General features: G+C 44.4%; 21 protein-coding genes. 18 read left to right on the top strand and 3 right to left on the bottom strand.

Going from position 1 to position 19,494, the window contains the following annotated elements; translation table 11 throughout:
* Window positions 1–3 precede the first annotated feature (3 nt).
* From nadD to E5672_RS06125, 12 genes are all read left to right on the top strand, one after another.
* Window positions 4–705 (top strand): nicotinate (nicotinamide) nucleotide adenylyltransferase, encoded by a 702-nt coding sequence (gene nadD, locus E5672_RS06180; protein WP_205676473.1) that lies wholly within the window; start codon window positions 4–6, stop codon window positions 703–705.
* Between the two features lie 17 nt (window positions 706–722).
* Window positions 723–1,040, top strand: a complete 318-nt coding sequence (rsfS, locus tag E5672_RS06175; RefSeq protein ID WP_014949353.1) for a ribosome silencing factor — start codon at window positions 723–725, stop codon at window positions 1,038–1,040.
* Between the two features lie 115 nt (window positions 1,041–1,155).
* A complete protein-coding gene (rlmH, locus tag E5672_RS06170) occupies window positions 1,156–1,626 on the top strand; it encodes a 23S rRNA (pseudouridine(1915)-N(3))-methyltransferase RlmH (protein ID WP_039220720.1) in 471 nt (156 codons plus the stop codon).
* A 30-nt stretch (window positions 1,627–1,656) separates the two neighbouring features.
* Window positions 1,657–3,573: a penicillin-binding protein 2 gene (mrdA, locus tag E5672_RS06165; RefSeq protein ID WP_136781390.1), complete on the top strand. Its 1,917-nt coding sequence runs from the start codon at window positions 1,657–1,659 to the stop codon at window positions 3,571–3,573.
* Window positions 3,570–4,685, top strand: a complete 1,116-nt coding sequence (gene rodA / locus E5672_RS06160; RefSeq protein WP_136781389.1) for a rod shape-determining protein RodA — start codon at window positions 3,570–3,572, stop codon at window positions 4,683–4,685. Before mrdA ends, rodA begins: the two co-directional genes overlap by 4 nt.
* Before the next feature lie 5 nt (window positions 4,686–4,690).
* Window positions 4,691–5,713, top strand: coding sequence for a septal ring lytic transglycosylase RlpA family protein (locus E5672_RS06155; protein WP_136781388.1), 1,023 nt, complete (start codon window positions 4,691–4,693; stop codon window positions 5,711–5,713).
* A gap of 419 nt (window positions 5,714–6,132) precedes the next feature.
* Window positions 6,133–7,317 (top strand): D-alanyl-D-alanine carboxypeptidase family protein, encoded by a 1,185-nt coding sequence (locus tag E5672_RS06150; RefSeq protein ID WP_205676472.1) that lies wholly within the window; start codon window positions 6,133–6,135, stop codon window positions 7,315–7,317.
* Between the two features lie 101 nt (window positions 7,318–7,418).
* Window positions 7,419–7,682 carry a DUF493 family protein YbeD gene (ybeD, locus tag E5672_RS06145; protein ID WP_014949347.1) on the top strand — a complete coding sequence of 88 codons (264 nt, stop codon included), beginning with the start codon at window positions 7,419–7,421 and terminating at the stop codon, window positions 7,680–7,682.
* Entirely contained in the window at window positions 7,683–8,354 is a 672-nt protein-coding gene (lipB, locus tag E5672_RS06140; RefSeq protein WP_136781387.1) for a lipoyl(octanoyl) transferase LipB, read from the top strand. It abuts the gene before it with no gap.
* The gene (lipA, locus tag E5672_RS06135; protein ID WP_136781386.1) at window positions 8,347–9,309 is read left to right on the top strand and encodes a lipoyl synthase; all 963 of its coding nucleotides are present in this window, start codon (window positions 8,347–8,349) and stop codon (window positions 9,307–9,309) included. The genes lipB and lipA overlap by 8 nt, the downstream gene beginning before the upstream one ends.
* Before the next feature lie 186 nt (window positions 9,310–9,495).
* The gene (ansA, locus tag E5672_RS06130; RefSeq protein WP_136781385.1) at window positions 9,496–10,503 is read left to right on the top strand and encodes an asparaginase; all 1,008 of its coding nucleotides are present in this window, start codon (window positions 9,496–9,498) and stop codon (window positions 10,501–10,503) included.
* A gap of 91 nt (window positions 10,504–10,594) precedes the next feature.
* Window positions 10,595–11,434 carry a DUF2797 domain-containing protein gene (locus E5672_RS06125; RefSeq protein ID WP_136781384.1) on the top strand — a complete coding sequence of 280 codons (840 nt, stop codon included), beginning with the start codon at window positions 10,595–10,597 and terminating at the stop codon, window positions 11,432–11,434.
* Window positions 11,435–11,595: 161 nt separating this feature from the next.
* On the opposite strand, the gene E5672_RS06120 is transcribed toward E5672_RS06125, so the two are convergent.
* Window positions 11,596–12,147 carry an NAD(P)H nitroreductase gene (locus tag E5672_RS06120; RefSeq protein WP_136781383.1) on the bottom strand — a complete coding sequence of 184 codons (552 nt, stop codon included), beginning with the start codon at window positions 12,145–12,147 and terminating at the stop codon, window positions 11,596–11,598.
* Between the two features lie 182 nt (window positions 12,148–12,329).
* Window positions 12,330–12,941 carry an HvfX family Cu-binding RiPP maturation protein gene (locus E5672_RS06115; RefSeq protein ID WP_136781382.1) on the bottom strand — a complete coding sequence of 204 codons (612 nt, stop codon included), beginning with the start codon at window positions 12,939–12,941 and terminating at the stop codon, window positions 12,330–12,332.
* A gap of 44 nt (window positions 12,942–12,985) precedes the next feature.
* On the opposite strand from E5672_RS06115, the gene E5672_RS06110 reads away from it, so the two are divergent.
* The 3 genes from E5672_RS06110 to E5672_RS06100 all read left to right on the top strand — a co-directional run bounded on the left by E5672_RS06110 (window position 12,986) and on the right by E5672_RS06100 (window position 15,840).
* Entirely contained in the window at window positions 12,986–13,171 is a 186-nt protein-coding gene (locus tag E5672_RS06110; RefSeq protein ID WP_136781381.1) for a hypothetical protein, read from the top strand.
* A 197-nt stretch (window positions 13,172–13,368) separates the two neighbouring features.
* Window positions 13,369–15,234, top strand: coding sequence for a signal peptide peptidase SppA (gene sppA, locus E5672_RS06105; RefSeq protein WP_136781380.1), 1,866 nt, complete (start codon window positions 13,369–13,371; stop codon window positions 15,232–15,234).
* Between the two features lie 114 nt (window positions 15,235–15,348).
* Entirely contained in the window at window positions 15,349–15,840 is a 492-nt protein-coding gene (locus E5672_RS06100; protein ID WP_136781445.1) for a SprT family zinc-dependent metalloprotease, read from the top strand.
* A 67-nt stretch (window positions 15,841–15,907) separates the two neighbouring features.
* On the opposite strand, the gene yfbV is transcribed toward E5672_RS06100, so the two are convergent.
* The gene (yfbV, locus tag E5672_RS06095) at window positions 15,908–16,357 is read right to left on the bottom strand and encodes a terminus macrodomain insulation protein YfbV (protein ID WP_136781379.1); all 450 of its coding nucleotides are present in this window, start codon (window positions 16,355–16,357) and stop codon (window positions 15,908–15,910) included.
* 607 nt (window positions 16,358–16,964) lie between these two features.
* On the opposite strand from yfbV, the gene trxB reads away from it, so the two are divergent.
* From trxB to E5672_RS06080, 3 genes are read left to right on the top strand one after another with little or no spacing between them, the layout of a single operon-like run.
* Window positions 16,965–17,930 carry a thioredoxin-disulfide reductase gene (trxB, locus tag E5672_RS06090; protein ID WP_136781378.1) on the top strand — a complete coding sequence of 322 codons (966 nt, stop codon included), beginning with the start codon at window positions 16,965–16,967 and terminating at the stop codon, window positions 17,928–17,930.
* A 51-nt stretch (window positions 17,931–17,981) separates the two neighbouring features.
* Entirely contained in the window at window positions 17,982–18,728 is a 747-nt protein-coding gene (gene aat, locus E5672_RS06085) for a leucyl/phenylalanyl-tRNA--protein transferase (RefSeq protein ID WP_136781377.1), read from the top strand.
* Window positions 18,725–19,447 carry an arginyltransferase gene (locus E5672_RS06080; protein ID WP_240692170.1) on the top strand — a complete coding sequence of 241 codons (723 nt, stop codon included), beginning with the start codon at window positions 18,725–18,727 and terminating at the stop codon, window positions 19,445–19,447. Before aat ends, E5672_RS06080 begins: the two co-directional genes overlap by 4 nt.
* Window positions 19,448–19,494: the final 47 nt, after the last annotated feature.

The following is a 19,494-nucleotide window of genomic DNA, read 5'->3' as shown; positions in this document are numbered from 1 at the left end:
TAGGTGACTCTATCTCGCGCTTCTCAATCGAATTCATCCGTGAAAGCTATTCTTGGCGGTACATTTAACCCGCCGCACAAAGGCCATATTGGTGCGGCACTTAAAGCAGCAGATGAAATTGGTATAGACCGTGTACATCTAATGCCATGTAAATTAGCCCCACATAAGTCTGTAGGTGTGTCAGAAAGCCATCGGGTAAAGATGATTGAACTTTGCGCCCATAATAATGACAGACTTATTCCAGAGTTAATTGAACTGACGCTTCCGTCACCCTCTTATACAGTAAAAACACTGCGTGCACTGAAAGAAAAAAGCGATGACACAATCTGTTTTTTCATTGGCGCAGATTCGCTGTATAATCTGGACAAATGGTACGAGTGGGAACACCTGCTCGATTATTGTCACTTAGTGGTTATGCGCAGAGACGACGAAAAATTCTCGCCGCCTCCCGCAATACAAGCTTGGTTAGATTGTCATGTGGCTAACGATATAAATGTTATTCACGCAAAGCCTGCAGGCCATGTAGTGTTAACCAACACACCGCTGTTTAGTGTTTCATCTACTGAAATTCGTGACGTACTAGCAGGTGCTGCTACGCCTGAAAAAGCGGGTACGCCAAACAGTCCAAACGTTGCCCTAGCTAGTTTGTGGTTAGAAGAAAACGTACGAGAGTACATCAGCGAACATCAGTTATATAAAAGTTAAGTAAGTGAGGAAAACTCTTGGAGAGTCAACAGCTCAAACAGTTTGTTAAAGATAAAATTGACGACATGAAAGGCCGTGATGTTATCGAACTAGACGTTCGCGGCAAATCAAGTATTACAGATACCATGATTATTTGTTCAGGTAACTCAAAACGCCACGTTTCATCTATTGCAGAAAATGTCATGGTAGAAGCGAAGAAAGCGGGCCACGCACCGGGAAGCGTGGAAGGCAAGGAGACCGGAGAGTGGGTACTTGTCGATTTTGGCGATGTTATTTTGCACGTAATGCAGGATGAAACCCGTGATTTCTACCAGCTAGAAAAACTGTGGTCATAGTAGCCAAACGCTACTGATAGTCATACAGTAACACGGTCGATAAAGGCCATACCCAAAAGCGTATGGCCTTTGTTTTATTAGAGAAACATTAATTCCTGCGGTAAGGGTAAAAGAAGTGCGTATACAAATCGTCGCGGTTGGAACAAAGATGCCAAACTGGGTAAATACCGGTGTGGATGAATTTATTCGTCGATTTCCTAGCGACATGCCTGTGTCATTCACTGAAATACCTGCCGGCAAACGAGGAAAAAACGCCGATATTAAGCGCATCTTAGAAAAGGAAGGCGAGCAAATGCTGGCCGCTATTCCAAAAGGAAACCGCATTGTTACGTTAGAAGTAACGGGCAAACCGTGGGACACACCTACTTTAGCAAAACAGCTCGACAATTGGAAAATGGACGGACGGGACGTAAGTCTGCTCATTGGCGGCCCAGAAGGGCTAGCACCAGAATGTATTGCTGCGTCGGAACAAAAGTGGTCTTTATCGGCCCTTACACTTCCCCATCCTCTTGTTAGGATCATTCTTACAGAAAGCTTATACCGCGCATGGTCGGTGACCCAAAACCACCCATATCACCGTGAATAAGGCGTCGTCAGACTAATGCAAAGGAAATCAATGCCAAGAAAACGACAAGCTATTCGCGATCATTCTGCAGAAGCGAACTTGTTTGCACGCCGTGCGACCATTGCTTTTATTATTGTTGTTGCCATGTTGGGCATTGTACTTAATAACCTTTATTCTTTGCAGGTTACCCAGTTTGAAGATTATCAAACCCGTTCTAACGGTAATCGCATCAAAGTTCTGCCAATAGCGCCAAACCGTGGTCTTATCTATGACCGCAACGGCGTGCTATTAGCCGAAAACCGCCCGGTTTTCAGTTTGGAAGTTATTCCAGAGCAAGTGGATGACATCGACCAAACCCTGGCCGATTTAACAGAACTAATGGGTATAACCAATGACGAACTTGAGCGCTTCCAATCAGCGCTTAAAGGTACCCGACGATTCAAACCCGTTGCGCTTCGCACCCAGTTAAGCGAAGAAGAAGTCGCGCTATTTTCTGCCAGTAAACACAAATTCCCAGGCGTACAAATTGAAGCGCGTTTGGCACGTCATTATCCGTATAAAGAAACCTTAACCCATGCCCTGGGTTATGTTGCGCGTATCAACAAGCGAGACCTACAAAAGCTAGTCGAAGCAGGCCAAGAAGATAATTACGCTGCCACCCACGATATTGGCAAGCTAGGCATTGAGAAATACCATGAAGAGCTACTCCATGGAAAGGTGGGCTACCAGCAGGTAGAGGTGAATAACCAAGGCCGCATTATTCGTGTACTTAGTGTTGAGCCACCAACACCAGGCAAAGACATCGTACTTAACTTAGATTTAGAGCTTCAGTTAGAGGCTCAGCGAATAATAGAAGGCATGCGCGGCGCTGTTGTGGTAACCGATGTAAAAACCGGTGGCGTACTCGCCCTCTACTCCAACCCCAGCTACGATCCCAATTTATTTGTACACGGCATCAGTAGTAAAAATTACTCTGCGTTATTGAACTCACCCGATCGCCCGTTGATTAATCGAGCAACACAGGGGCAATATCCCCCCGCTTCTACGATCAAGCCCCATTTGGGTTTTATTGGTTTAGAAGAAGGGGTGATTACTAAAGACTATACAATTAATGACACTGGGCGCTATCAGTTGCCTAATGTGTCTCACGTGTGGCGTGATTGGCGTCGATGGGGCCACGGTAAAGTCGACGTATCTAAAGCAATTGAGGTGTCTTGCGATACCTACTATTACGAACTGGCTTACAAATTAGGTATCGATAAAATCAGCGAGTCTATGTATGAATTTGGCTTCGGCGATTTCACAGGCATTGACCTGTATGAAGAATCCGATGCTAATATGCCGAGCCGCGGCTGGAAACGCGCTCGCTTTAATCAACCTTGGTATATCGGCGACACCATCCCTGTTGGTATAGGTCAAAGCTACTGGACTACCACACCTGTGCAATTAAATACGTCGGTGAATACCCTTATTAATGCCGGGGAACGCTATATTCCTCAAATCATTCGCGGATATATGAATACCGATAGTTCTGTCGACCTCATTCCGCTTAAGTCGCTGCGGCCCATAGAAATAAAAAATCGCAAGAATTTAGATGTAGTGTTAAACGCCATGCGTGATGTTGTGAGCGGCGAAGAAGGTGGCGCACGTCATGCCTTTGCCGACACCCCCTACGACTCGGCAGGTAAAACTGGTACAGCCCAGCTCTTTACCGTAGGTCAAAATGAAAAATACGATGCCTCTAAAATTGATGAGCGCCTTCGCGACAACGCCATGTACGTAGGATTCGCACCTTTTAATGACCCAGAAATATCGGTAACCGTTGTGCTTGAAAACGTAGGTGGTGGTAGTAAGAACGCGGCGCCTGTCGCTCGTCAAATCATGGACTTTTACTTTAGAGATCGTGTTTTTGAAACTGCCGACGTTAATACAGCAAGTAGTCACAATAAGTTAGGGGTAAACCAGTGAAGCGAACCACCATAAACCCCAATAAGATAAGCTTTCTTCAGCGAATTCACATTGACGGCTGGCTACTGGTGGGCCTGCTCGTACTCAGTTGTGTTGGACTATTTACCCTCTATTCTGCGTCGGGTCAGGATATGGAACAAATGGAGCGCCAATTTATCAGGCTGGGATTTAGCTTTATCGTCATGTTCGGTCTAGCCCAAGTCCCTCTTGGAGTGTTTAGGTTCTTCTCTACTTACGCTTACGCTGCTGGCCTGCTAATGCTTGTGGCGGTACTGCTATTTGGCGACATGGGTAAGGGCGCACAGCGCTGGCTCGATTTGGGTTTCATCCGCTTCCAACCCTCTGAACTTATGAAGCTTGCCGTGCCCATGATGGTGGCATGGTATATCAGCAAATTTACCATGCCACCCCGCACAACTCATATCATTGTTGGTTTTGGTTTAGTGGTGGTTCCCACTATTCTCATTGCAAAGCAACCCGATTTAGGAACCTCATTGCTTATTGCTAGTTCAGGTATCTTTGCCATATTTTTGGCCGGTATGAGTTGGCGACTTATTTCTATTGTGGGCGGGTTAGTTGGCGCGTTTGCACCTGTTATGTGGTTCTTTTTAATGAAGGATTATCAAAAACAGCGGGTGCTTACCTTTTTAAATCCAGAAAGCGACCCACTGGGTTCGGGCTACCACATTATCCAATCTAAAATAGCCATTGGTTCTGGTGGCGTAGACGGCAAAGGCTGGCTACAGGGCACCCAGTCACAGCTTGAATTTTTACCCGAACGCCACACCGACTTTATCTTTTCGGTTTTTAGCGAAGAGTTTGGCCTTACCGGCGTTATGTGCCTAATGGCAATCTATATTTTTATTATTATGCGCGGACTCATTATTTCTAGTCGCGCACAAGACGCCTATGCAAAACTACTTGGCGGCAGTATTACGCTTACCTTTTTCGTTTATGTGTTTGTAAATATGGGGATGGTGTCTGGATTACTCCCTGTAGTTGGCGTACCGCTTCCCTTAGTGAGTTTTGGTGGAACTTCCATGGTGACTTTGATGGCGGGTTTTGGCATTCTTATGGCCATTGCCACTCAGAAACGTTTAATGTCTAGATAACTTTTATGTTGCAGCGCCTTTTTTCGGTACTTAATTTTGTTAAAGCGGGTTTAGTCAATGCAGGTCTTATTAACCAGAATCTGGCAAACGGACAATTCTTTCGCTACGGCTCCGCTGTCTTCTTAGTATTAATACTAGTGGGGTGCCAAAGTGCACCAACCCAATCTGGACGCTATACCCAAAAGCAAGACTCGGCGCCTAAGCACGTTGCCAAGAAACCAGAGACATTAGATGCAGTGCCAAAATATGAAGCCTACCGCATGTTTAACAGCAGGCCATACAAGGTGCTGGGCAAACACTATACGCCAATGGATAGCGGTAAGGGCTATGAAGAAATAGGCTATGCCAGTTGGTATGGACAGAAGTTTCATGGCCACTTAACCTCAAATGGTGAAACCTACAATATGTTTGCAATGAGTGCCGCTCACAAAACATTGCCACTGCCCTCTTACGTGCGCGTTACTAACTTGGAAAACAACAAGCAAGCCATTGTTCGCGTTAACGACCGCGGCCCGTTTCACGATGATAGAATTATAGATTTATCGTATGCAGCTGCCGTTAAACTGGGCTACCACAGTAAGGGAACAGCGAAAGTCAAACTTGAAGTCATTCACTTTGACGAACAAAACAACGTCACTGTGGGTAATAACCCCACGGTAACGTACGATGAATATTTGGGAATTGCGGTGGTACCCGCGCCTTCATTGGCAGCCACTTCACCTACACCACCGGCAACGTCCTCAACGAGTAGCGAGAATGCAAATGCAAGCAGCCCCGCTAAAGGTAGCAATGAAGTGAATGATGCTATCTATATTCAAGTTGCTGCCCTGTCAAACGCCGAGAAAGCAAAATCTATCTCGAATGTTCTATCGGCGCTGTACCAAATTCCCGCCCACTTACCCGTAACAGATAACCTATACAGACTTCAGCTTGGCCCTATTCACGATGAAGCCGTGGTGGCAGAAGTGCTCGAACAATTAAAACAAAATGGTTACCCCAACGCCTACGCAATTACACAAACCATGTAGGGGCCATGTAAGGGCCAAAATTTCTAATACATAGATCACTTTTAACCGTGCCTTTCAACGGGCGTCAGACGTTATGAAAAACTCACTCGTGAATTGATAGTCTTCTCGTTAAGTTTACCCGCTTATAAAAGCAACAACATTGTGGCAGCAATGTGTCATTCAACAGGCAATATCACGGTTTCTTCGCCTTATCCCTACTATCACGTAAACTTTTTTGATAAAACCTAGTCTTATAAGCAGCCTTTCGTTAAGATCTCTGTTTGCCCCCACAAATAAGTGGGTGAATAATTAGGGTTCGGTTACGAACTGGATAAAAGCTAAAATTGGGTAGCCCTGTTTTGCGATCTTCGCTTCGCGGTCATCGCATCAACAAGGTAAGCTTTAACTCACACGGACAAACGGTCAAAGAAATTAGAACCATGCTCAGAATAATTCAACGCGCTAAACCGTCATTACTTTCATTTGCCTTTTTGGTGATGGGGACATTACTGCATACAGCAAACGCAGCAGTAGTCACACCGCCTGCCCCAACTGTAGCTGCAGAAGGTTTTTTACTTACCGACTATGAAACCGGTAATGTTATCGCATCAAAAAACGCAGACATGCAGCTTGCACCAGCAAGTTTAACCAAAATCATGACTATTTATGTTATTGGTAAAGAACTTCAAGCAGGCAACATTAGTCTTGACGATGAAGTCACCATTTCTGAGAATGCATGGGCGAAGAAATTCCCAGATTCTTCAAAAATGTTCATCGAAGTAGGTACACAAGTTTCTGTACGCGACTTGCTGCGCGGTATTGTTGTGCAGTCAGGTAACGACGCCTGTGTAGCAATGGCTGAACACGTAGCAGGCTCAGAATCTGCTTTTGCCAGCATGATGAACGCTCACTCAGCCTCGCTTGGTATGACAAGTTCACACTGGGTAAACGCTCACGGTTTACATGACCCTGATCACTACACCACACCACGTGACATGGCAGTTTTGTCTCGCGCACTTATCGCTGAAACGCCAGAAATGTACAAAATTTACAGCGAGAAAGAGTTTACCTACAACGGCATTAAGCAATACAACCGCAATAGCCTATTATGGGACAAAAGCCTAAACGTAGATGGTATTAAAACTGGCCATACGTCAGATGCGGGCTACAGCCTTATCACTTCGGCTGAACAAGGCGGTATGCGTTTAATCTCTGTAGTAATGGGTACTGACAGTGAACGTGCACGTAAGGTTGAAAACAAGAAGCTGCTGAAATATGGCTTCCGCTTTTATGAAACATTAACGCCTTACCAAGCGGGCCATAGTTTTGTTGCGCACCGCATCTACATGGGTGACAGAGAAACCGTTGACCTTGGAATTAATCAATCTACCCCCATTACTATTCCACGCGGTCAGGCGGCAAATTTAGAAGCTAACTTTGAACTTGACGACAAGCTAGAAGCGCCACTTGCAAAAGGCCAAGTTGTTGGGAAACTTTACCTACAGCTAGATGGTGAAGATGTGGCGAGTTACCCATTGGTAACGCTTCAAGAAGTAAAAGAAGGCAGCTTTTTTAACCGCGCTAAAGACTACATTATGCTTCAGCTAGGATTTGACGACGAGTAAGTTCTGTTACTGAAAACGTTAAAAAGCTAGTTGTGAAGCGGCCAGATTTGTTACAATCTGGCCGTTTTTTTATATGATATTTTAAGTACCAAGGATATCGCATGGATACCCGTTTCGACGAATTACTAGATTTTCCAACAAACCAAACGTTTAAAGTGATGGGCGTTGCCCATGAAGACCTACCCCAACAGGTAGTTAGCTGTCTTCAACAGCATGCTCCAGGTGACTATTCGCCAAATGTAAAACCAAGTAGTAAAGGTACTTACCACTCGGTGTCTATCAGCGTGCGTGTTACCAGCAAAGAGCACATGGAAACTATCTACACTGAATTAGCTAAATTAGAGCTTGTTAGGGTTGTACTTTAAGTGAATGAGCAGTCAACATTGGCGAGTGCAGAAGGCGTTATAGTACGTCAACTCGGTCGTCAGCCTTACGCACCTATCTTTGAAGCAATGAAACGTTTTACTGATGAGCGTGACCAACACACACAAGATGAAATATGGCTTGTTGAACACGAAGCTGTGTTTACACAAGGTCAAGCAGGTAAGGCTGAGCATATTTTAATGCCCGGCGATATACCGGTTGTGCAGGTCGACCGTGGTGGTCAGGTGACTTACCACGGCCCGGGACAGCAAGTTATCTATCTTATGCTTAACATAAAGCGAAGAAAGTTAGGTGTACGTCACCTAGTGACCGCGATGGAAGAAGCAGTGGTCGGACTACTTGCCAAGTATGACGTAAAAGCCTACCCAAAGCCCGATGCGCCTGGGGTATACGTTGATGAGAAAAAAGTCTGCTCGCTTGGTTTAAGAATACGTAATGGCTGCTCGTTTCACGGCTTGGCTTTAAATGTTAATATGGACCTATCACCGTTTCAGCGTATAAACCCATGTGGTTACGCCGGTATGGAAATGATCGATACCGCGCGCCTTAATGGTCCAACGACACTTGAAACCGCTGGTAAGGAATTATCGCAATTGTTGCTAGAAGCGCTTTCCCTTGCACAGCCAACTTACAAAGAAGGTTTTGATGAGTAACGCACGACCTCAAGCGGGGGTAAAACTTCGCGATGATGAAAAAGTAAAACATATACCTGTCACCATTATTCCTACAGAAAAGGAAGAAATGCTGCGCAAGCCTGAATGGATTAAAATAAAGCTGCCTCGTACTACCGAGAAGATTGACCATATCAAGCAAACCCTGCGCAAAAACAACCTTCATTCTGTATGTGAAGAAGCAAGCTGCCCTAACCTTGCCGAATGTTTCAATCACGGTACTGCGACCTTTATGATTTTGGGTGATATTTGCACCCGTCGCTGCCCTTTCTGTGATGTAGCTCATGGTAAACCTCTTCCTCCAAGTGCAGAAGAACCTGAAAAGCTAGCTAAAACTATCGCAGAAATGAACCTGCGTTACGTGGTTATTACTTCTGTAGACCGCGATGACCTTCGCGATGGCGGAGCTCAGCATTTCGTAGACTGTATTAACGCCATTCGCGAACACAGTCCAACGACAACAATCGAAGTACTCGTACCCGATTTCCGTGGACGTATGGATCGCGCGCTTGAGATTTTCAAAAATGGCGTACCGGACGTATTCAACCACAACCTTGAAACCATTCCACGCTTGTACCGCGAGTGTCGCCCAGGTGCAAACTATCAGTGGTCGTTAGATTTGCTGAAGAAATTTAAAGCACAACATCCAGACGTTATGACAAAGTCAGGTCTGATGATGGGTATGGGTGAAGAAAACGAAGAGATCCAAGGTGTACTTGATGATTTACGTGCTCATGACGTAGACATGCTGACCTTAGGTCAATATCTTCAGCCTAGCCGTCACCACTATCCGGTTAAACGCTATGTTCACCCGAAAGAGTTCGATGCTTTAGGTGACTATGCTAAAGAGATTGGCTTCACCCACGCGGCATGTGGCCCAATGGTTCGTTCTAGCTATCACGCTGACCAACAAGCTGCAGGTAAAGAAGTTAAATAGTTACGAGCGAAAGGCTATGCCCTTCGCTTATAAAAGATGTTTACAAAAACAAGCGGTGATAATCACCGCTTTTTTTGTAGCTTCGTATTTCTGGGTGACAAACCCAAGGGTATTGTTAGAATGCCCGACAAATTACGCTATCCCCTTTTTAAAAGAGCAATCCCAAACTAAGGGTAAGGTTATTTCATGCGCAAACACATATATATAGCCTATACAGGCGGAACAATTGGTATGAAGCCCTCTAAGCAAGGCTACGTACCCGCAGCAGGCTTCTTATCTGACACATTGAAAAAGATGCCTGAATTTCACCGTTCTGAAATGCCTCTTTTCACTTTGCATGAATACGACAACCTTATCGACTCATCAGATATGGATCCGTCCGACTGGCAACGTATCGCCGACGATATTGCCGAAAACTATGATAAGTATGACGGCTTCATTATTCTGCACGGTACCGACACAATGGCCTACACGGCTTCTGCACTAAGCTTCATGCTAGAGGACTTGTCGAAGCCAGTAATAGTAACAGGCTCACAAATCCCACTGGCAGAACTTCGTTCAGACGGACAAGTGAATCTATTAAATGCTCTGTTTATTGCAGCTAATTTTCCCATAGCTGAAGTAGGCCTTTTCTTTAATAATCGGCTCTTACGAGGCAACCGCAGTCGAAAAGTGGATGCAGATGGATTCAGCGCTTTCGATTCTCCAAACTTCCCTCCTTTGTTAGAAGCTGGGATAAACATTCGCCTTAAAGCGGGTGAACTAGCCAAAAGCCCAAGCAATGCTTTAACGGTGTCGAGCGTGAAAGCGCAGCCTATCGGCATGGTGAGTTTATACCCAGGCATAGCCCCTGAGGTGATCAAAAATACCCTGCAGCAGCCAGTAAATGCCCTCATCTTACTTAGTTATGGCGTGGGCAATGCGCCCCAAAACCCCGAACTTATTGCCCAGTTAAAATATGCTAAATCCCGTGAAATACCGGTTTTAAATTGTACCCAATGTATGCGCGGACGCGTAAATATGGGAGGTTATGCCACAGGACACGGCTTGCAAGAGGTTGGCGTATTGTCGGGAAGCGATATGACTCCGGAAGCGGCGCTAGCGAAATTACATTACTTGCTTAGCAAAGGCCTGCCGTTTGATGAGATGTGCCAGTTACTTACTCAAAACTTACGCGGTGAACTAAGCGACTAAGCTTGTTCTAAACGTTATCGCTTAGGGCTACGCTAGCGTACTTAGCTTTTAAGCTAACCCATAAAAGATTTAAAGAATTAAGGTTATACACGTGACGACAAACTATTCAGGTATGCTTAAGAAAATGCGTACCTCAGCTGATGAAAACAACAAGGTTCACTATACACTTCCTATAGGTGACGCCTTATTAGATATCAACGACCTTATTGGTAAAGAAGTATCCGTTACTTTTTCTGGCGAGATTAACTGCGTTCACTGCAACCGTAAAACTAAAAAAAGTTTTAACCAAGGGTACTGCTACCCTTGCCTCATTTCTCTTGCTCAGTGCGACAGCTGTATCATCAAGCCCGAGAAGTGCCATTACCACGAAGGTACGTGCAGAGAGCCGCAGTGGGGAGAAGAGCATTGCTTCAGCGAGCACTTTGTATATTTAGCAAATACCGGCACGGTGAAAGTAGGCATTACCCGACAAGTGACCGAAGGCGTGTCTACAAGATGGATGGACCAAGGGGCAACGCAGGCAACGGTGATGTTGCGCGTGCCAGACAGACTTACAAGCGGTTTAGTGGAAACATTGTGTAAAGACCATATTGCCGATAAAACCAATTGGCGCACTATGCTCAAAGGCAAGCCTGATGAGGTTGACTTAGAGCAGGTAAAGTCAGAACTAATGAGTAAAATTGAAAGTGATTTAGACGCCCTTAAACAAGAAAAAGGACTTCAAGCGGTTTCAGAAGTGTCTACGCCAATACACGATATTCACTACCCTGTTGAAGAATACCCGGTAAAGATAAAGTCGTTGAACCTTGATAAGGACCCGTCATTTAGCGGCGTGTTGCAGGGCGTAAAGGGTCAGTATTGGATGCTAGATGGCGACCGAGTAATCAACATAAGAAAATTTGCTGGCTACAATGTAGACTTGTCTTTCTAGGCGGTTGTCTTTCAGGGTAGATGTCTTTTTAGATAGTTGTTTTTCTATATAGTAATTCGGGCTGTTGATACATTGCTTCCAGCAACAGCCCGATGTGAGAGACAGCTTTCTTAGCTTTTATACGGCGTCATGTTTAAACAGCATTTCAATATAGCGAAAAGCTACTGCCAAAACTCAAAATAGTCAGTACTGTTTCGTTGTGGCTTAGGCGCAGGTTCAAATGCCGGCGTGCCTAAGTATAAAAATCCGACGAGTTCATCGTCTTCACTTAAACCTAAACCGTTTCTTACTGTTTCACAGTGTGCATAGCTGCCGGTGCGCCACATTCCGTTAAACCCTTGCGCTACCGCTGCCATTTGCATAGCCATGACACCACAACTAGCAGAAGCAATTTGTTCAACGCGAGGTACTTTTTCGTGCTCAGTGTGCTTGGCAATGGCAACAATAATCATAGGAGCACGGTGAGGTAGCTGAACGGCACGCTCGATTTCCTTCTGCGACTTCTCATTTTCTATAGCAGACTGTTCATAAAGTGCACCAAGCTTATCTAGCCCTTTCCCGGTACATACAATAAAACGCCACGGTGTAAGGCAAGCGTGATCTGGCGCTCGAAGCGCGGCTTGCATAATATTTTCTAGCACATCACCACTTGGTGCGGGGGCTTCTAATCGAGGCTGAGAACTTCTATTGAGTAATAATGTTAATGCGTCCATTTACGTCCCTACTATGTTCACTCATATGGTTGTTAGCCATATACTAGCGCGTAATTAAAATGGTATGACAGAGTTAAAAAGCATACCTGTACTATGTGGTAGATCCTACGGCTGATAAACAAAAAAGACCAGAACATTCCAGCCTTTTAACGCGAATGAATTAAGGACAAATACTCGTATAATTAATCAATTTTGGGACTAAACATTTTACTTAAGTAGTAGTCCACGCTAAAAAAGCGTCCGCCACCATAAATGAACAAAACCAGCAGCATCACAAAATAAGTGGCCGCGAACTCGATACCGTTATTGAGTACAACAAAGTTACCGCTTGAGGTTAGCCAGTCATAGTGACCGTGCTCTTGAAGCAACGACTTAGCGGCCGACAACTTTTCTGGCGCAGCCATAATGCTTTCATTTAACAAAATAGTACCGTCTGCTAACCACGAAGATGCATCAGCTATGGCTAACCAGCCGTTTTCAGCATGCACACTTACCATGGCGACGACCATAGTTATCATAAGCGGTATACTGACCAACCGCGTTAACGCGCCAAACAGCAACAAAATGCCCCCTACCAGCTCGGCAGCGGTGGCAAGGAATGCCATCACTAAAGGCATGGGTAATCCAAGCCCATAATCATCGTTCCCAAACCAATCAACTATACTGTCGAAACTAGATGCTTTGTTCCAACCAGCCTGTATCATCACTGGTGCTAAATATAGACGTAATAAAAGTAATGGGATTCCGTCAGCTAGCTGCAGACGTGCAACAAATTGTTGATAGAGGTGTGTCATTGTTTTACCCAATCGGTGTGCTTAGAAAATAAGAACGGCACTTTATGAAAAAAATTTCACCTAACCAAAATAAGTCATCTCCTTTCTCTCGGATCATGCGAAAAGGCCAAGAGAAAACAAACTATAAAGCTCGCTGCGGCAAACTACTCATGCTGATGAGCGAAGAAGATCATCAGCGCATAGCCAAGCTAATTAGCAAGTGGCTGGCCCAGGATGAGGCAAATCGATAACATGCGCACAGCAGCGCCATCTGCTGCTGTGATTTTGTGCGCTGGCAATACAAAAGGCATAAGCACTTACAAAAAATTACAATTAAGTTAGCGATCTTACTCGATTTAGGTAACATAATAGGATGCAGTACATTGGGCTTGATACACCTTGCTTAATCTTGCTCTGATTAGTTAATTCAAAAAAGGTAGTGATAAAAATGGCAGCCAAAGGAAATTGGACTAAATCCTTGTTTATTGGCTTGTGGACGGTGCTTAACTTCACCCGCAAACTTTTCTTTAACTTGATATTCATCGTTATTTTTGTTGGTTTGATTATCGCCATTGCCGGTCAGGACAATGAACCATTATCGGTGAACAAAGATAGCGCTCTGTTTCTTACCTTGAACGGTAAGCTAGTTATCGAAAAGGAAAGTATTGACCCATTTGAACAGTTTTTGCAGGAATCGCTTGGGAGCGAGCCCGAAAACCCGGAAGTGCTGGTTCGCGATGTCGTTAAGGTTTTAGAGAATGCCAAGAAAGACAGACGCATAAAAGCCCTTGTGTTAGACCTGCACGGGTTAACGGGTGGCGGTTTAGATAAACTTCGCAGTGTCGGTAACGCCATTGACGCATTTAAAGAATCTGGAAAGCCCGTTTACGCCATTGGCGATTACTTCTCACAAGACCAATATTACTTGGCAGCTCACGCGGATAGCATCTACCTAAACCCGATGGGCGGATTAATGTTTGAAGGTTATGGTCGCTACGGCATGTACTTTAAAGACATGCTAGAAAAGCTAAAAGTGACAACGCACATTTTCCGCGTAGGCACGTATAAATCTGCCGTTGAGCCTATCATGCGAAACGATATGTCTGATGAAGCAAAAGAAGCTGAAAAGCAGTGGCTAGACGGCTACTGGGCACAATACAAAGCAGATGTCGCGGCAGCTCGAGAGATTGATGAGTCTAACTTCGATGAAACCTTAGAAGGTTTACTAGCGAAATTTGAAGCCGCTGGTGGTGACTTTGCGCAGTATGCGCTTGAAAACAACTGGGTTGATGCGCTAAAAACTCGCGAGGAAGTAAGAGTAGAGTTAACCGAACTAGTAGGTGAAGGCGATAACGATCATGGTGTTAACCTTACTTCGTTTAATACTTACCTTAAGGTTGTGAACCCTCCTATGCCTGTTATCGAATCAGATATGGATAAGATAGCCGTTGTAGTTGCAAAGGGTACTATTTTAAATGGTAACCAAAAAGCGGGGACTATAGGTGGCGACAGCACTGCACGCCTACTTAGGAAAGCTCGCTTAAACGACAACGTGAAAGCCGTTGTTTTGCAAATTGACTCACCGGGAGGCAGTGCATTTGCTTCTGAGGTGATCCGTCAGGAAGTTCTGCAGCTTCAGCAAGCTGGTAAACCTGTTGTTGCATCTATGAGCACCTATGCGGCGTCTGGCGGTTACTGGATTGCAGCAAGTACCGACAGAATTATAGCAAGTCCAAGTACGATCACAGGCTCTATTGGTGTATTTGGCATGTTTATGACTTACGAAAACTCTCTCGACTACCTTGGTATTCACAGCGACGGTGTAGGTTCGACGGAACTTGCTGGGTTTTCAGCGGTTCGCCCTCTTGCTCCTGAGTTTGGCCAAATCTTACAGCGCAATGTAGAAAACACATATGGCAACTTCCTATCACTGGTATCTAATGCTCGTGGTATGTCAATTGAAGAAGTTGATAGCGTTGCACAAGGTCGTGTTTGGATTGGCGAAGATGCACTTGAATTGGGCTTGGTTGACCAGCTAGGTACGCTTGACGAAGCGGTAGCGGTAGCTGCTGAAATTGCTGAACTTGAAAAATACGATACATTCTATGTTCAGCGTACATTAAGTGCACAAGAGATTTTCTGGAAAGAGTTTTTCGGTCAAGCTATGACGTTCGTAGGCAAATGGCAGTTTGCTCACGCCGACTCAGCACTGGTTAACGAATTCAAACGGGTTCTGAACGAGTTTAGTTTGGTTAATCAGCTTAACGATCCTAAAGGCACTTATGTTTTATGTTTACCTTGTGATGTTAAGTAATTGGCATCACATGTGGTAAATGTAAATTCATTAATGGCAAAGCCTTTAACGAGGTGGCTATTAAAAATTATGCTTTTAAAAACTAAACTTCTAATGCAATAGTGAGGCAGTAAGATCGCTTCAAACGACCTAACTGATGAACAGCGTCGCGTTATCACCGACGCTGTTTTTGTTTGCTTTGAACAGGCAGAACAATATTTTAAACGTAGCTTCGAGCGCCCTACTATTACATTTAGGCGCTCGGGTAAAAATGCCGGCACGGCGTTTCTACAGCAAAACCGCGTAAATTTTCACCCTCTTCTTTTCAAAGACAATGTAGATGCATTTTTAAGTGACGTGATCCCACATGAGGTCAGTCATTTACTCGTGTGGATTTTATTTGGAAGGGTTCAGCCTCATGGAAAAGAGTGGCAGTCGATTATGCGTGGGGTGTTTAACCGACCGCCAGCAGCGACACACCAATTTGATATAAAACAGGTTACTAAAAGCTTCCAGTATGTGTGTAACTGCGACACTTATTCGCTGAGTACGCGAAGACACAACAACATTTTAAAAGGGGCGCAATACAAATGTAGAAAATGCTTGGCTGTGCTTAAACCATGCTGAGCGCTGCAGTTCAATAAATAACTATCGTTAAATCCTGCTCACGCACTACATGAGCATACTTAGCTTTTTAGTTAAACCAATGCTTGGTAAAAGCGTTGTCTAAATCGTTGAATGCTGTTTTTAAAAGCTGCGCAAGTTCTCTATATTTGGGTTTGGACTTAGCTGTACTTACACTAACGCCTTGCGTGCGCATTTTCGAATGAATTTCTTGATACCAGCTTTTAAGTTGCGGTGGCAGGTATTGGTCAGAGCGATGGCCTAACCATAATAACCCCTGCATGGGCAAGCTTAAGAAGAACGCACCTATTGTAATGGTTTGTGGAAGATAGTCTGCGCCTAGGTTTTGATACAAAAGTGCGCATGACACCATAGCTGCCGGCGGCATAGTTTTAATGGCAAACTTGGTTGCAGACACAACTCGGCACTCTGGAAAAAAGGCGTACAGTTCTTTTCTCACAGGCCATGTCTTCATGTACTGCTGACCGTTTTTCAACATTGTCATTACTGATTGAGACATGGTTCACCTCGTGTTTGTTAGGTACATACAGTTAAAGTGTAAACTGCTTTCTAGCTATTACAATTATGTTGCGCTTTTTTACAGGTTTTTTGGCACTGCTTGCTTAAAACGGCACCTAGCGTAAAACCCCATTAGTTGATTTTATCAAATAAGATGACGCAATAGATCATTAAGTTTCATTGAAAACACCGCACAATATGCAAATAAGCGCCCTATTCTTCACATACCTCTTTGTACATACGTCTTTGTACATACGTTTCAACCTAGTTTTTAGAGACTTTATTTGTAAAAACAAATCTTACACACAAAATGTACTATAAACTTCCAAGGACCTTAATAAACAAATGGTATAAATTGACATTATCTTTAAGTGACATTTTTCGTTCTTGAAGGCATCATATAATACTTAAGCCTAATCATTGTGCTGCATGGCTTTGTTGTTATTTTTGTTAAAGCAAGTTTATAACGACCTGCAAGTAGTACATTGGCAAACTACTATAATAAAAGTAACTAGGTGTTGTGCTTGATTTACAGATTTTTGCCCCTACCTAGCTTTCTAAGAGAAACTTTTGAGTAACCCTTTTGGGTGAATTATTTGGAGAGGAAAATGGCAGAAAGCAGACACGTCCGTCTACTTATCTTGGGTTCGGGCCCAGCGGGTTATTCAGCGGCGGTTTACGCGGCACGTGCTAATCTAAAACCTGTACTATTAACTGGTATTCAACAAGGCGGACAGCTTACTACCACAACAGAAGTAGAAAACTGGCCAGGCGATCCTGAAGGTCTTACTGGTCCAGACTTAATGGTTCGTATGCAAAAGCATGCAGAGAAGTTTGATACCGAAATCATTTTTGACCATATCAATAAAACCGATTTCTCCAAGCGTCCTTTCACGCTTTATGGAGATAGCGGTACTTATACCTGTGACGCATTAATCATTGCTACAGGTGCTTCTGCTAAATACCTAGGTCTTGAGTCTGAGCAAGCCTTTATGGGCAAAGGTGTTTCTGCCTGTGCCACCTGTGACGGTTTCTTCTACCGCAACCAGAAAGTAGCGGTAATAGGCGGTGGTAATACAGCCGTTGAAGAAGCGCTTTATCTTTCAAACATCGCTTCAGAAGTGCATGTTATTCATAGAAGAGACAGCTTCAGAAGTGAAAAAATTCTAGAGCAACGCCTTCGTGAAAAAGCGGAAAACGGCAACGTAGTATTACACTTAAACCGTACCCTAGACGAAGTACTTGGTGATGAAATGGGCGTAACCAAAGTTCGTATTAAAGACACGAACAGCGATGCCACAGAAGAGCTTGACGTAATGGGCCTCTTCGTTGCTATCGGTCATAAGCCAAACACTGATATTTTCGATGGTCAACTTGAAATGAAAGATGGCTACATCGTGGTTAATAGCGGTACCAACGGAAACGCAACACAAACTAGCGTTGAAGGTGTATTTGCAGCGGGTGACGTAAGTGACCACATCTATCGCCAAGCTATTACATCAGCTGGTACCGGCTGTATGGCTGCATTGGATGCTGAAAAATATTTAGATGGTACTATGCCTGAGCAAGGTTAATACTATTCTCGTAAGCCCTGCATTCCTGCAGGGCTTTTTTCTGGCCTAGTTATGATAGCGTTACATTATATTGAAGAAGGCGCTCCCTTCCCTTCTGTAGACACTGCCTTAGAAGACCCTAACGGCTTATTAGCATTCGGCGGCGACCTTAGCCCTGCCCGTTTATTTTCAGCGTACTCCCAAGGCATATTTCCCTGGTTTAGTGATGACGAACCTTTGTTATGGTGGTCACCGGACCCAAGAGCCATCATAGAACTCGACAACTTTGTTGCATCTAAAAGCCTTAAAAAACTTGCTCGTAAGAAAAAATACACGGTGACATTAAATTATGCGTTTGACCGCGTCATCGGGGCGTGTTCGTCTACCCCTCGCAAAAACCCTAATACTGGAGAAGTAAACAGCGAGACTTGGATAACAGACGACATGATTGCCGCCTACAGGCAGCTTAACGGATTAGGTTTGGCCCATTCTGTAGAGGTATGGAATGGAGATAAGCTAGTTGGAGGGCTTTATGGTGTAGGTATCGGTAAAGTCTATTGTGGCGAATCGATGTTCCACACAGAGAGTAATACGTCGAAACTTGCCATGCTCGCGCTGGTTAATCATATGAAGTCCCATCATATGGCCTTTATTGATTGCCAACTACCCACAGAACATTTGTCATCACTGGGTGCTAGTACTTTTTCACGCGACGACTTTATTGAAAAACTCGAAAATAACAACCACACTTTACGTGAAGACGGTAGGTTATCTGAAGACTATCTTAATCGTTGGAAACCAAGAGAGATTACGCCTTGAAGTTTGGTATTACCCAATCATTTTCGTGTAGCTATTTGCCGGACGAGCAAGAGCAATTGTTAGTGTACGCAGAAAATAATGATTTTCAGGCCTGGCGATATTCACAGCTCATTCAAGCCGGCTTTCGTCGAAGCGGTGAACAAATATATCGCCCGCACTGCCCTGCCTGTAATGCCTGTAAATCTGTGCGGATCCCTGTTGATTCCTTTATGCCTTCTCGTAGCCAAAAAAGACTGCTCAAAAGCAACAAAGGGTTCCGAGTAGATCTGGTAGAGACGACTAAAGATACCTACTACCCATTGTACGAGCGCTATATTACAGAGCGCCATGCTGACGGAAGCATGTACCCGCCATCAAAGACACAGTTCGATAATTTCGTATTGTGTGATTGGATGACAACCCATTACCTTGAAGCATACGATGGCGACAAGCTAATTGGGGTTGCGGTCACAGATATAATTAATGCCAACCAGCACATGGGCGCACTCTCTGCCCTGTACACCTTTTTTGACCCCGACTATAGCTCAGCATCTTTGGGTACATGGATGATATTGATGCAAATTGAGCAAGCAAAACGTTTAGGCTACCAACATGTGTATTTAGGGTACTACGTGGATGGCTGCCAAAAAATGTCTTATAAACATAAATTTTTGCCATTTGAGCAGTTTAGTGACAATGAATGGCATCTATTTAGCAAAAATAGTAAAATACCCACTTAATTGCTTTACACCGAACCCAAGATTGGGTAAGGTCTGCGCGGCAAAAA

Origin of the sequence: Alteromonas portus (genome assembly GCF_005117025.1) — a bacterium.
In the GTDB taxonomy this organism is placed as follows: Bacteria; Pseudomonadota; Gammaproteobacteria; order Enterobacterales; family Alteromonadaceae; genus Alteromonas; species Alteromonas portus.
The sequence above is the reverse complement of the archived record's forward strand: the minus strand, read 5'-3'. Positions and strand labels throughout refer to the sequence as shown.